The sequence below is a fragment of the Paraburkholderia sp. UYCP14C genome (assembly GCF_004197395.1).
GTDB lineage: Bacteria > Pseudomonadota > Gammaproteobacteria > Burkholderiales > Burkholderiaceae > Paraburkholderia.
Genome location: NZ_SELS01000005.1, coordinates 224,659 through 238,087, shown reverse-complemented (window position 1 = coordinate 238,087; position 13,429 = coordinate 224,659). Strand labels below are relative to the sequence as shown.

The 13,429-nt window shown below is 63.6% G+C and carries 14 protein-coding genes; 10 read left to right on the top strand and 4 right to left on the bottom strand.

The genetic code is table 11. The annotated features are described in order from the left end of the window. Positions 1–34: 34 nt before the first annotated feature. Positions 35–628: an acyl-homoserine-lactone synthase gene (locus tag EVC45_RS06815; RefSeq protein ID WP_129957251.1), complete on the bottom strand. Its 594-nt coding sequence runs from the start codon at positions 626–628 to the stop codon at positions 35–37. A gap of 155 nt (positions 629–783) precedes the next feature. Between EVC45_RS06815 and EVC45_RS06810 the strand changes: the two genes are divergently transcribed. Next, positions 784–1,101 carry a hypothetical protein gene (locus EVC45_RS06810; RefSeq protein WP_013092374.1) on the top strand — a complete coding sequence of 106 codons (318 nt, stop codon included), beginning with the start codon at positions 784–786 and terminating at the stop codon, positions 1,099–1,101. Here EVC45_RS06810 and EVC45_RS06805 read toward each other — a convergent pair. Then, positions 1,085–1,789 carry a LuxR family transcriptional regulator gene (locus EVC45_RS06805; protein WP_129957250.1) on the bottom strand — a complete coding sequence of 235 codons (705 nt, stop codon included), beginning with the start codon at positions 1,787–1,789 and terminating at the stop codon, positions 1,085–1,087. The genes EVC45_RS06810 and EVC45_RS06805 overlap by 17 nt on opposite strands. A 585-nt stretch (positions 1,790–2,374) precedes the next feature. Between EVC45_RS06805 and EVC45_RS06800 the strand changes: the two genes are divergently transcribed. The 7 genes from EVC45_RS06800 (at position 2,375) to araD (ending at position 10,563) form a co-directional block, all read left to right on the top strand. Next, entirely contained in the window at positions 2,375–3,373 is a 999-nt protein-coding gene (locus EVC45_RS06800) for a dihydrodipicolinate synthase family protein (RefSeq protein WP_129957249.1), read from the top strand. Beyond that, positions 3,370–4,314 carry an SMP-30/gluconolactonase/LRE family protein gene (locus EVC45_RS06795; RefSeq protein ID WP_129957248.1) on the top strand — a complete coding sequence of 315 codons (945 nt, stop codon included), beginning with the start codon at positions 3,370–3,372 and terminating at the stop codon, positions 4,312–4,314. Before EVC45_RS06800 ends, EVC45_RS06795 begins: the two co-directional genes overlap by 4 nt. Before the next feature lie 248 nt (positions 4,315–4,562). Next, positions 4,563–5,732 carry an extracellular solute-binding protein gene (locus tag EVC45_RS06790; RefSeq protein WP_129957247.1) on the top strand — a complete coding sequence of 390 codons (1,170 nt, stop codon included), beginning with the start codon at positions 4,563–4,565 and terminating at the stop codon, positions 5,730–5,732. Positions 5,733–5,902: 170 nt separating this feature from the next. After that, the gene (locus tag EVC45_RS06785; RefSeq protein ID WP_129957246.1) at positions 5,903–6,982 is read left to right on the top strand and encodes an ABC transporter ATP-binding protein; all 1,080 of its coding nucleotides are present in this window, start codon (positions 5,903–5,905) and stop codon (positions 6,980–6,982) included. After that, positions 6,979–7,866, top strand: a complete 888-nt coding sequence (locus EVC45_RS06780) for an ABC transporter permease (protein WP_129957245.1) — start codon at positions 6,979–6,981, stop codon at positions 7,864–7,866. The genes EVC45_RS06785 and EVC45_RS06780 overlap by 4 nt, the downstream gene beginning before the upstream one ends. Beyond that, positions 7,866–8,795: an ABC transporter permease gene (locus EVC45_RS06775; protein ID WP_129957244.1), complete on the top strand. Its 930-nt coding sequence runs from the start codon at positions 7,866–7,868 to the stop codon at positions 8,793–8,795. Before EVC45_RS06780 ends, EVC45_RS06775 begins: the two co-directional genes overlap by 1 nt. A 31-nt stretch (positions 8,796–8,826) precedes the next feature. Continuing rightward, a complete protein-coding gene (gene araD, locus EVC45_RS06770) occupies positions 8,827–10,563 on the top strand; it encodes an L-arabinonate dehydratase (protein WP_129957243.1) in 1,737 nt (578 codons plus the stop codon). 3 nt (positions 10,564–10,566) lie between these two features. Here the strand turns inward: araD and EVC45_RS06765 are convergent, their stop codons facing one another. Continuing rightward, positions 10,567–11,172: a short chain dehydrogenase gene (locus EVC45_RS06765; RefSeq protein WP_129957242.1), complete on the bottom strand. Its 606-nt coding sequence runs from the start codon at positions 11,170–11,172 to the stop codon at positions 10,567–10,569. Between the two features lie 145 nt (positions 11,173–11,317). Next, complete coding sequence (locus tag EVC45_RS06760) at positions 11,318–11,770, bottom strand: DUF3005 domain-containing protein (RefSeq protein ID WP_129957241.1); 453 nt, start codon at positions 11,768–11,770, stop codon at positions 11,318–11,320. 330 nt (positions 11,771–12,100) lie between these two features. Here EVC45_RS06760 and EVC45_RS06755 point away from each other — a divergent pair, with 330 nt between their 5' ends. Then, on the top strand, positions 12,101–12,334 hold the full coding sequence (locus EVC45_RS06755) for a hypothetical protein (protein ID WP_013092363.1): 234 nt from the start codon (positions 12,101–12,103) through the stop codon (positions 12,332–12,334). A 166-nt stretch (positions 12,335–12,500) separates the two neighbouring features. Further along, a complete protein-coding gene (epsC, locus tag EVC45_RS06750; RefSeq protein WP_129957240.1) occupies positions 12,501–13,427 on the top strand; it encodes a serine O-acetyltransferase EpsC in 927 nt (308 codons plus the stop codon). Positions 13,428–13,429: the final 2 nt, after the last annotated feature.

Below are 13,429 nucleotides of genomic sequence, written 5' to 3'. Positions count from 1 at the left end.
TCGAGACTTTCGTGAGGCGGTGATCCGACGCGCCTCAAGCCGCTGCGGCGACCGGCCCGAACAGTGAGGTCAGCGTTTTCTCGCTCACCGCGACGTCGAGCGCGACGGCCCGCTCGACGCCGATCTGCAGCGGCGGCCCGAGCCGGCTGATGTCGAGGCCGGCACGCCGCAGCATGCGCTCGATCGGCGTGGTGGTCACCGTCACATAATGCGTGATGCCCATACGCTGGGCGAAGCGCATCACTTCCTGAATTGCGCGGATTGTCATATCCGTGAAACCAAACGTCTGTTCTTCTCCGCCGGTTTCGATCGCCCAGCGGCTCAGTTCCCAGATATGCCGACCGACCGGCGCGGCCGCGCCATGCAGCAGCTGCGGGAAGGTGTCTTTCAGCATGTTGGGTCCTTCGGTCGGCATCAGTCGCCAACATCCGCGCAACCGCTCGTCTTCGCCCTGAATCAGCATGTAATGCGGTCCGAGCGCGTCGTAGCCGTCGATTTCCATCCCTGCGATGGTCGGAATTTCCCAGCCGAGCCGGCCGTGAAAGACCCGGGCTCGCAGACGGTACATCTCGTTGATCAGTTCGTTGTCGAATTCCTGCCTGAGTCCAATTCGTATCGTGGTTTGCATGACGTTCTCCTGTGCACGTTGGGGGCTGCCAGTTACGCAGGAAAACTTATGCATTCTGAATCTTTGCGCCACCTACCTACCTGGATAGGTGTGCATGCTTATCGGGTATATCAGAATTCAGACACGTATCCGCCCCCAACCTACAAGGGTCCAAAATGGAACTCCTCGACAATCACTGGCAACCGCAAACCCACCTCCAGGCGCGTCCTTCGGAGGTCTCTTCGGCAGTGGATCGTGTTCTGATCATTGCCTACCGGAAGAAGAAAAAAGAGAGCCAGCGCCGTTTCTGGGCTCGCTTCGGCGTCACGCAGTCGCGCGGCAGCCGCTTCGAGTCGGGCGCGGAGATCCCGGCGCCGGTGTCGATCCTGCTGGGCCTGTATTTCATGAAAACCGTGTCGGACGCCGATCTGGGCCGCGCCGAACGCGTGATGTACAGCCGCGACGCGGCCGCGCTGCTCAACCCGGGTCAATAAGCCCAAGCTGCGCCGCGATCACGGCCGCCGCACGCCGCGAATTCACACCGAATTTCGCCCTGATGTTTTTCATGTGGAAGTTCACCACGGCTTCCGAGCAACTCAGGATGTGGGATATCTCCCAGGTGGATTTGCCGCGTGCGGTCCATTTCAGACATTCGCGCTCGCGCGGCGTGAGCTTCGGCAGCAAGGTCTGCGCGTGCGAATTCAGATGCTGCTTGCTGGTGTCGATCACCAGATCGCGCAACAGCACGAGGTTCGGCAACGCGGCGTTCACATGGCGCCTGAACCCGTCTGACGGCTTGTCGTCATTGACGAAGCACATCATGCCGGCTTCCTGATTCGGCCCATGAATCGGCAGCGTCACGCCTGCGCCCAAGCCATACGAGCGAGCTTCCTCATACAGGGATTGCTGCGCCGGGCTGGCGAAGATCTCCGGCGTCCAGATCAGCGGCGCGGAGCGTGACAGGCAGTGCGCGACCGTCGGGTCGATATGCACCATGCCCTGCTCGTCGTACGTCTGGCGCCATGCCGGCGCGTAAGTGCTGCGCAGGTAAGCGTCCTCGAGACGCATGGTTGGCCGCGGCAGCATCGCGACCAGAATCCTGTCGAAGCCCCACGTCTCGGCGAGGCCCGTAATCACGCCGAACCATTCCGCCTCGTCGGCGGCGTCCAGTAGCGGTGCCATCTGCTCGATAAAGTGTAGCGACAATTTTTTGGCTCTCTCAGGCTCGCAAACATCCCATTCGCGGTTATTGACGGACAAACTTCGGTCCGCTCTTTTGATCCGCATAATCTATCACTAAAAACTCGAACGCAATGCGCCGGTGCTCTGCGGGGTAAACGATAGCAGCCGTGTAATAGCAAGGCTGGTGTTGCCCATTATTATGCTGATTGAAATTAATCTTTACGTTGCCCGGGTTTGTCGGTGAGCAAACCGGCCAATCGGCGTCTGGAGACCGCATTTTAATGTGTTGCCTGATCGACAGCATTATTTCCGCCGCGATTTAGAATTAATCGCATTTATTCGATTATCTGGGAAAGCGGGTTATTGCTTGCCGCGACCTGGTTACCCAGAAAAAGAGCCTGCGCCGATGCCACATGGGCTGCGGGCCGGCTCCATTGTTATACAAAAGGAACTTTCGTGATCTGTACCCGGGCAATTCGGCGCTAACGGCACGCGGGAACGATCGTCGCACGCAGGTTGTTTGACAACATTGCGAAGCCGATGCTACCGTGAAACCTCCGCCAGCCCGTTTGCGCGTTGACCATCATGAACGAATCTCCGCTTCGCGACGGCGAGTTCGCCGCGTCGGTTATGGCCGTGCCGCCGCTCGCGCGCCGCGCCGACTACACGCTCGACCCTGCTCAGAATCTCGCGTTGATCCGCCATATCGAGGCGGGCGGCGTACGCACGCTACTGTATGGCGGCAACGCGAACCTCTATCATGTCGCGGTCAGCGAATATCGCGAACTGCTGGACCTGCTAGCCGACGCCGCAAGTCCCGAAACGCGCGTGATTCCCGCGCTCGGTCCCGACTACGGCAAGATGCTCGATCAGGCGCGCGTCCTCGCGCAGACGCGCTACCGCACCGCGATGGTGCTGCCGCTCGGCGGCTTTACGACTTCCGAAGGCGTCGAGACAGGCCTCACACGGATTGCCGACACGGCCGGCATGCCGCTCACGCTGTATATCAAGAGCGAAAACTACGTCGCTGTCGATACGCTCGCGCGGCTCGTCGAGCGTGGCACGTTGAGCGCGGTCAAATATGCGATTCCGCGCGACAATCCCGCCGACGACCCGTATCTGCACCGGCTGCTGCAACGCGTGCCGGCCGCGAAGATCGTCTCGGGTATGGGCGAGCGGCCGGCGCTCGCGCATCTGCGCGAGTTCGGACTCGCCGCCTGGACGACCGGTTGCGGCTGCATCGCGCCGGGCATGGTCATGGCGCTGCTGCGCGCGGTGCAGAGCGGCCCGAGCGCTGGCTACGCTGGTAACGCCGCTCGCTCTGACAACGACCCCGCCGAACGTCTGTACGATGCGTTCATGCCGCTCGAAATACTGCGCAACGACATCTCGCTGATCCGCGTGTTGCACGATGCGATCACGTTCACGGGCCTCGCCGACATGGGGCCGTTGCTGCCGTTGCTCAGTTCGACACCGCGCGAGCATCATGCGAAGATCGCGCAGGCCGCGCGCACGCTGCTCGCTCTTGAGCGCGAGTTCGCGTCCACCCCATCGAACTCCTCCGACACGCAGGCAACCGCATGACCGACCAGAGCCGACGCTATCCCGATCCGTCCATCCGCGTGTTCGACCCGCGCTTCAAGTCGCTGATTCTCGCGTCGGCGTCGGTCGAATGTTTGTATCAGGGCACGCGCTGGTCGGAGGGGCCGGTGTGGTTCGGCGATGGCCGCTATCTGCTGTGGAGCGACATTCCGAACGACCGCATCCTGCGCTGGGACGAAACCACGGGCGCGGTCAGCACGTTCCGTCAATCGTCGAACAACGCGAACGGTCATACGCGCGATCGCGAAGGGCGTCTCGTCAGTTGCGAGCACCTGACGCGGCGCGTGACACGCACCGAGTACGATGGTTCGATCACCGTGCTCGCCGATCGCTATCAGGGCAAGCGCTTCAATTCGCCGAACGATGTGGTCGTCAAATCGGACGGCTCGATCTGGTTCACCGATCCGACCTTCGGCATCGACGGCTTTTACGAGGGCGAGCAGCAGCAGTCCGAACTCAAGCCCAGCGTGTATCGGATCGACGGGCAGACCGGCGAGGTGTCGATGGTCATCGACGACGTGCTCGCTCCGAACGGTCTCGCGTTCTCACCGGACGAATCGCTGCTGTACGTCGTGCAATCGCGCGGCGAGCCGCGCAAGATCCGTGTATTCGATGTCGAGGCCAATGGCAAAGGCACGACGCTGTCGAACAACCGCGTGCTGATCGACGCGGGTCCGGGCACCCCCGACGGCTTTCGGGTCGATGTGCACGGCAACTTGTGGTGCGGCTGGGGTATGGGCACCGACGAACTCGACGGCGTGCGCGTGTTCACCGCGCAAGGCGAGCCGCTCGGCCATATCGCGTTGCCGGAGCGTTGCGCGAACGTATGCTTCGGCGGGCGGCATCGCAACCGTTTGTTCATGGCGGCTAGCCACGGCTTGTATTCGCTGTATGTGAATACCCAGGGTGTGCGCGGCGGTTGAGCGGTTGTCCGCTTACCAGACAACATGTGTTTCAACCGCAGTCGATGCTCGGGTTTGCCCTTAACCCGCGCTGCCAGGCTTTGAACGACAAGGATTTCACGCAAAACAAGCCGTTTTCGTATAGGACCCGTGCTCTCGACTATTTGCTTGACATCGGCTGTTGCGCTTCGCTATGTTCCATTGGTAGAAAGACACCGCCCGCAACGCATCGACCGGCGGGCTTCCATACCAAGAAGCGAGGAGACGCAATGACTGTTTCGCACAGGTTGTCGTTCAAGCTGGTATCCGTCTGTATCGCCGCGAGCGCGGCCTTCACCGTTGCCGCGCGCGCTGCCGATCCGGTCACGATCAATATCGTCGACGTGGCCGGCGATCTTCAACTCACGCAGAAGGGCTTCGAGGCGTTCAAGGCGAAGTATCCGAATCTCGTCGGCAACATCACGTTCACCAACGCTCCCGCGCCGCAATTGCCCGGCAAGATCAAGGCGATGCAGGCCGCGGGCCGCTCCGACATCGACCTCGTTTTGACCGGCACCGACGCGCTCGCGGCCGGCATCGAACAGAACCTCTGGATCAAGCTGCTGCCCGACAACGCGGCGCAGTTCCCCGGTGTGCTCGACAAATACGCGCCGGGCCCGCGCAAGATGCAGGACCTCGCGCAAGGCTTCGGCCTCGAGGTCGCATATATGCCGGCCGGTCCGCTGCTTGAATATAACCCGGCCAAGGTCAGCGATCCGCCGAAAACACCCGAGCAACTGCTGCAATGGTGCAAGGCCCACCCCGACAAGCTGATCTACGCGCGGCCGGCCAATTCCGGTCCTGGCCGCACGTTCCTGATGGGCTTGCCCTACGTGCTCGGCGACAAGGACCCGCAGGACCCGGTGCACGGCTGGGACAAGACGTGGGCGTTCCTCAAGCAGTTGAACGACTGCATTCCGTACTATCCGGGCGGCACTTCGGCAGTGATGAAGGAACTGGGCGAAGGCACGCGCGACATGACCGTGACCGTGACCGGCTGGGACATCAATCCGCGCGCGCTCGGCATCGTGCCGGCCGAATTCCGCGTACAGCCGTTCGACAACATGACGTGGGTCAACGACGCGCATTACATGGTGATTCCGAAGGGCGTGCCGAAGGAAAAGCTCGACGTGCTGTACAAGATGATGAACTTCATGCTGGAGCCCGCGCAGCAGGCGCTGACCTACGACGACGGCTACTTCTATCCGGGCCCGGCGATCAAGGGCGTCACCGTCGAGCAGGCGCCCGCGCATAGCCAGGAGGTGCTGCAAAAATATGGCCGCCCCGAATACGCGAAGATGTTGAGCGATCGTCCGCATGCGTTGCCGCTGAATGCCGCGGCGATGGTCGCGGCCTTCAAGAAGTGGGATACCGACGTCGGCGCGCAGAAGACCAAGTAGGCTTGCGCCAACGCGACGGGGCGCGAGGCGAAACGCAGCGCGGCGTGAGGTAGCGCCGCGCTGCGTGTTTTCAGCGATCACGCGCGCCTCGCGTTAGCTGCCTGATGCGCCGCGCTCACCACGCGCGGCATTCGCGACATCCGTCGCCTCACGCGGATCAGGAAACCGCCATGAAGCATCACTTTGAGCAGTTGCGGCTCGATTCGGTGAGCCGCAGTTTCACCAACGCGCAAGGCCACGCGGTCGCCGCGCTGCAGGGTCTCGATCTGACCATCCGGCGCGGCGAATTCATCGCGCTGCTGGGGCCGTCGGGTTGCGGCAAGTCGACCGCGCTGAACTGCATCGCCGGATTGCAGCCGCTCACCGGCGGCGGCATCTGGCTCGACGAGCGGCGCATCGATGTGCTGCCGCCGGAAAAGCGCGGCTTCGGCATGGTGTTCCAGAACTACGCGCTGTTCCCGCATATGAGCGTGCTCGACAACGTCGGCTTCGGGCTGAAGATGCGCGGCGTCGGCAGGAGCGAGATCGCGCGGCGTGCGCGCGAGGCATTGCAACTCGTGCAACTGACCGGTCATGAGCAGAAGCTGCCCGGCCAGTTGTCCGGTGGCCAGCAGCAGCGTGTTGCGATCGCGCGCGCGATCGTGATCGAGCCGCCGCTGATTCTGATGGACGAGCCACTGTCGAATCTCGATACGAAGCTGCGCATCGAAATGCGCGCGGAGATTCGCCGCATCCATACGCAGCTCGAACGCGCGACGCTGTACGTGACGCATGACCAGGACGAAGCATTGTCGATGGCCGATCGCATCGTCGTGATGAGGGAGGGCGTCGTGCAGCAGGTCGCGACGCCGAAGGAGGTCTATACGCGGCCGCGCAATCTGCATGTCGCGCGCTTCATGGGCTATCGCAATGTCGCCGAGTTCACGCTGGAGGGCACGCAAGGCGATGGTGTCGCGGTCAGTGCAAACGGCGTGCGGCTCGTCGGTACGCCGATGGCGGGCTTCGACAGCAAGCGCGTGAGCGTCGCGCTGCGTCCCGAAGACATGGAGCGTGCCGAGCCCGGCGCCGACAACGCGTTCGATGCGCTGATCGACGCGGTCGAATATGGCGGCCACGATTCGCTGCTGCGCGTGAAGACCGCGTTCGGCGACGTGTGGGCGCGCGTGACCGGCGAATGCGCGGAGGGCGAGCGCATCACGCTGCGCGTGCGGCCGGCGTGCGTGCTCGTCTACGACGCCGAGGCCGCATGAACACGCCGACACTATCCCCGCCGCTTGCGTCCCGCGCGCCGCGCGATGCCAAGGCGTGGCTCGTCGCGCCCGCGCTGCTTTTCATCGTCGCGCTGTTCATCTATCCGTTCGCGTATGGTCTCGCGCTATCGTTCCGGCCGATGAACGGCGGCGGCGTGTGGGCCAACTATCTGACGTTCTTCACCGACACGTCGATGTGGCCGACGATCCTCGTCACGCTGAAGCTGTCGGTGCCGGCCACGCTGATCAACGTCGGCGTGTCGGTGCCGGTCGCATTCGCGCTGCGGCGCTACTCGCGTTATCAGAAGATCGTCACGACGCTGCTGGTGATTCCGGTGACGCTCGGCACCGTGCTGATCGCCGACGGCATGCTCACGTACTTCGGTCCGCACGGCTGGCTGCCGCAAGCGTTGCAGGCGCTGCATCTGTACACGCAAGAGGTGCGGCTCACGCATAACTTCACGGGCGTGCTGCTGTCGCTGATCGTGTCGGGCTTTCCGTTCGCGTTTCTGCTGACGCTGTCGTACGTGACCGGCATCGACCCGACGCTCGCCAGTGCGGCCGCGACGCTCGGCGCGAGTCCGTGGCAGCAGTTTCGCCGCATCTATTTCCCGCTGCTCGTGCCGGGGCTCACGATGGCCGCGTGTCTGTCGTTCGTGCAGGCGTTCTCGGTGTTTCCGTCGGCGGTGCTGCTCGGGGCGCCCGCGGGTCCGACGCGCGTGATGTCGATTGCCGCGGCCGAAGCCGCGTTCGAGAGCTACGACTATTCGCTCGCGTCGGCAATCGCGATGGTGATGGGCTTCGTGCAACTGCTGGTGGTCGCCGCGCTGCTCGGCGCGCGCCGCTGGTTCTATCGTGGCCCCACAACCGGAGGCAAAGGCTGATGACGACCGATCGTCGCGCGACGCAGCCCGACTGGTCCGCTTCCGCCGCGCCGCAACCTGGCGACGGCGCCCGCGAGCCCGCGCAACACGCGCGTCAGCGCGCGAATCTGCCGGGCCGCATCTGGCAGGTGCTGGTGTGGGCCGTGATGGCGTTCTTCCTGATCAACGTCGTGCTGCTAATCGCGACCGTCGCGGTGAATTCGATCGCGACGCGCTGGTTCGGCACCGCATTGCCGCAAGGCTTCACGCTGCATTGGTATGCGCAGGCATGGAGCGACTTCCAGCTCGCGAGCGTGCTGTGGGTGACCGTGCAGGTGGTGGGCGCGGTCGTGCTGCTGTCGGTGCTGCTCGGCGTGCCGGCCGCGTATGCGCTTGCGCGCGTGCAATTCCGGGGCAAGCGCCTTGCGATGCTGATCTTCCTGTTGCCGCTGATGGTGCCGCCCGTCACCTACGGCATTCCGATGGCGACGGTGATGTACAAGGTGGGCCTGGCCGGCACGCTATGGGGCGTGATTCTTGCGAACCTCGTACCTGCACTGCCGTTCGTGATTCTCGTGATGACGCCGTTCATCGAGCAGATCGATCCGAATCTCGAAGCGGCCGCGCGCATTTTCGGCGCGAACACGTTCCGCTATTTCCGTTACGTGCTGCTGCCGCTGCTCGTGCCGGGTATGCTGGCGGCAGGGCTGCTCGTGCTGGTGCGCACGATCGGCATGTTCGAGCTGACATTTTTTACGGCCGGTCCGGCGACGCAAACGCTGGTGGTCGCGTTGTATTACGCTGTGTTTTCGACCGGCGTGCGCGCGCCGCAATCGATCGATGCAATGGCGATGATCTATATGGCGATCACGTTGATCTGGGTGCTGATCGCACTACAATTCGTAAGCCCGACGCAGATCGTGTCTCGCGTGAAAGAACAGAGGCGCTGACGCGTAGTCGGCGACAATCGTGGAGTAGACGTTGACGAAGAGAAAGACCCCCGAGGAATTACGCAGTCACCGCTGGTACGGCGCGAACGATCTGCGGTCGTTCGGCCACCGCTCGCGCACCGCGCAGATGGGCTACAACCGCGACGAATACGCGGGCAAACCGGTCATCGCGATCCTCAACACGTGGAGCGAGATCAATCCGTGCCACACCCATTTCAAGCAGCGCGTCGAGGAAGTGAAACGCGGCATCTGGCAGGCCGGCGGCTTTCCTATCGAGTTGCCGGTGCAGACGCTGTCCGAACCGTTCCAGAAGCCCACCACGATGCTGTACCGCAATTTCCTCGCGATGGAAGCCGAGGAGATGCTGCGCTCGTATCCCGCCGACGGCGTCGTGCTGATGGGCGGCTGCGACAAGACCACGCCCGCGTTGCTGATGGGCGCGATCTCGATGGATCTGCCGGCGATCTTTTTGCCCGCCGGTCCGATGCTGCGCGGCAACTGGAACGGCGTGACGCTCGGCTCGGGGTCCGACTCATGGCGCTACTGGGCCGAACTGCGCGCGGGCACGCTGACGCCGGACGACTGGCAAGGCGTGGAAGGCGGCATCGCGCGCTCGCCGGGTCACTGCATGACGATGGGCACCGCGTCGACGATGACGAGCGCGGCCGAAGCGCTGGGCTTCACGCTGCCGGGCTTCGCGTCGATTCCCGCGCCGGATTCGCGTCATGCGCAGATGGCCGCGAAAACCGGCATGCGTATCGTCGAGATGGTGTGGGAGGATCTGAAGCCATCGGACCTGATTACGGCGGCATCGGTCGATAACGCGGTGACGACCTGCGTCGCGCTGTCGGGGTCGACCAATTCGGTCGTGCATATGATTGCGCTTGCAAGGCGCGCGGGCATCGAGTTGACGCTCGAGCGCTTCGACGAGATCGCGCGTCGCACGCCGGTGCTCGCGAACGTTCGGCCGACCGGCGCCTACCTGATGGAAGACTTTTTCTACGCGGGCGGTTTGCGCGGGCTGCTCGCGGAACTGGGCGAGCTGATCGACGGCTCGCAGAAAACCGTCAACGGCCGAACGCTCGGCGAGAACCTTGCGGGTGCGCGCATTTTCAACGACGACGTGATCCGCCGCCGCACGAATCCTCTACTGCATGACAGCAGCCTCGCAGTGCTGCGCGGCAATCTCGCGCCCAATGGCGCCGTTATCAAACCCGGCGCGGCCGAGCCGCATCTGCTCGTGCATACGGGACGCGCGGTCGTGTTCAGCGACTACAACGACATGGCCGCGCGCATCGACGACGACGCGCTCGACATCGACGAAAGCTGCGTGCTGGTGCTGCAGAATGCGGGGCCGGTCGGCGCGGGCATGCCCGAGTGGGGCCAGCTGCCGATTCCGCGCAAGCTGCTGCAAAAAGGCGTGCGCGACATGGTGCGTATCTCCGATGCGCGGATGAGCGGCACGAGCTATGGCGCGTGCGTGCTGCACGTGGCGCCCGAGGCGTTCGTCGGCGGCCCGCTGGCCCTCGTGCGAAGCGGCGATCTGATCGAACTCGATGTGCCGCGCCGCAGGCTGAATCTGCTGATATCGGACGAAGAACTCGCGCGCCGCAAGGCCGCGTGGATCAAGCCGGCGGCACGCTTCGAGCGCGGCTATGGCGCCATGCATCAGGCGCACGTGCTGCAGGCGGATCAAGGCTGCGATTTCGACTTCCTGCGGCGCGGTGGCGTGAGTCCCGAGAGCTCGGGCGAGCCGGAGATTCACTGAGGCTCAATACCCCACGCGATACACACGCCCGGTCTGCGCACCTTCCACGCTGCGCAGATAGGCAAGCGCCGCGCGTTGCGCGCTGACGGGCTCGAAGCCGCGAAAGAACGGCGCGTAAGCCTCCATCGACTCGTTCAGCACGGTCGGACTCACGACGTTGATGCGCAGCCCGCGCGGCAGTTCGATCGCCGCGCCGCGCACGAAACCTTCGAGCGCGAGATTGACGGTCGTCGCGCTCGCGCCCTGCGAGATGGGCTCGTCGCCGAGAATGCCGCTCGTCAGCGTGAACGATCCGCCGTCGTTCACATACGGCAGCGCTGCGAACACCACGTTGATCTGGCCCATCAGCTTGTCGCGCAGTCCGACCCAAAACTGCTCGATGTTCATCTGCGCAAGCGGACCGAAATGCACCTTGCCGGTCGCGGTGACCACGCCGTCCACCTTGCCGATGTCGCGAAACAACCGCTCGACGCTCGCCGGATCCGTGCTGTCGACGTGATATTGCCCGCGCGTCGCGCCGACTTCGATCACTTCGTGACGCGCCTTCAGCTCCGCGCTGACGGCCTGGCCCAGCGTGCCCGTGGCACCGATGACGACGATTCTTTTCATCCGCAACTCCGTTAAACGAACCAGCGTTAAACAAAGCAAAGCACGCACCAGAATAAAACGGTGCGTGCCACGTTACTGCCTGATAAATAGGAATAAACGCGCTAATTCAAACGCGCGCGTATAAAGGGATGATACGCGCGCCCGCTTATTTCACCCGATGTAATTCGATCACGCGCGCGGGTCGCAAATGATTGAGCGCGTAATGAATGCGGCCGCGATCCTGGCGCTGTCCGACCGGACGCGGGTCGTTGTACTGATGGTCGGCCGAGTAGGCGCCGAGCGGCTCGGCCATACCCTTGTCGATCACTGCGTAGCCCGGCTCGAGCGCGAGCAGCAGATGATTGCCGCCGACCCGGCTGTCGAAGCCGGCCATGCCATCGAGCGCCTCGGGCACGCTGTTCTCGAGCGTCGCATTGCTGGTCGTGATCTCGTCGGGCGAGATCGCGCTGTGGCCCGCCAGACGTGCCGCTTCGCGGTTCTTGCCGTCGGTGTCGACCGTGCTGTCGTGCGTGCGGTCGTTGTGCAGGTCGGTGCTTCGTGGGTCCTTTGGGTCCGGTTTGGTGCCGGCGTTTTCGGGCTTGCTGATCGCGCTGTTCATCGTGCATCTCCTGAAGAGGACAATCGAAGAAGGGAGCAAGAGCCGTTCCGACTGACACGGCGCCGCTGTGCGCGGGACTCGCGATGCGCGCTTCGCCAGGCTCCGATGCGAGTGGCGTTGCCCTCGCGATTGAATGGCGATGACGTACGCGATTCATTTCGTTTTTTTTAATGGACGCGTATTTTCTACAGAGTATGATCTTACTCCTGCGATCGATGCGCGGTTAAATTGGCGACATGCTTCGGCGGTTCCATCATGGTCGGTAAAAACGAACAAACAAATGGCCGCGCGACTGAGAACATGTTACGGGGCTTCAGGGGCGGGTGACTCATGCACTTCGATGCTGCATTTACACATCGCGGCTATCTGTTGAATTGCGAACCAGCGCGCTCTGGCGACGGATCCTGGCAACCGTATGTGGTGATCTCGCGCTCGAGCGATGGCGAACTGGTCGCCAACCGTTTTTTCCCCACGGAACTGCGCTTCTCCGACGAAGCCGCCGCGATCGCGCACGCGCGCGATTGGGCAGTGCGATGGATCGATGCGAGCAGTCTGACTATCTGAGGTTTGGGAACGGTGTGTGCGTCGCGCCGCGAGCCAACGCGCGTCGACGCAAGTCGGAGCAATGAATCCGGGCCGCTCGCGCGCTGCCGCGCGAGCGGCGTTAAAACGCGGTAATCTTTGTTCGACAACCACTTCGCACCGTGCGTGCCGCACGGCGCCGTCTTTTATGCCCAACGCGCCTTCCCAGAACTGGGGCCTTGAACAGATCGTCGCCGACCTGCGCGCCTCGCGCGAGCAATTGCATCGCACGCGGCATCCGCTCGGCATTCGCGAGTTGCCGTCGCGCGAAGCCGTGGTGAATATCGTGGCTGGTTTGCGTGCCGCGATGTTTCCGACGCATTACGGCGCGCCCGATCTAACCGACGAGACGGTCGACTACTACGTCGGCCATACGCTCGAAAGCACGCTGCGGCTGCTCGCCGAACAGATTCGCCGCGCGCTGCGCTTTCTGCCCGAGTTCGGCGCGACACCCGACGCCGAGTTGCGGGAGCGCGCATTCGCGGTAGCGCGCGAGTTCGCGACGCAACTGGCGGGCATCCGCGCGCTGCTCGTCAGCGACATCCAGGCCGCATACACCGGCGACCCCGCCGCGCAGCACATCACCGAAATCCTGCTGTGCTATCCGGGCGTGTGGGCGATGACGCATCACCGGCTCGCGCATGCGCTGCATCGGCTCGGCGTGCCATTGCTCGCGCGCTTCATCAACGAGATCGCGCACTCGGCGACCGGCATCGACATTCACCCGGGTGCAACGATCGGGCCGAGCTTCTTCATCGATCACGGCACCGGCGTGGTGATCGGCGAGACCGCGATCATCGGCGAGCGCGTGCGTGTGTATCAGGCGGTCACGCTCGGCGCGAAGAGCTTCGCGGCCGACGAGGACGGCACGCTGATCAAGGGCAACGCCCGGCATCCGATCGTCGAGGACGACGTGGTGATCTACGCGGGCGCGACGATCCTCGGGCGTGTGACGATCGGGCGCGGGTCGGTGATCGGCGGCAACGTGTGGCTCACGCATAGCGTGCCGCCGGGCAGCAGCGTATCGCAAGGCAAGGTCCGCGAAGGAGAGCGCACCGACAACAACGGGGGGTAGTG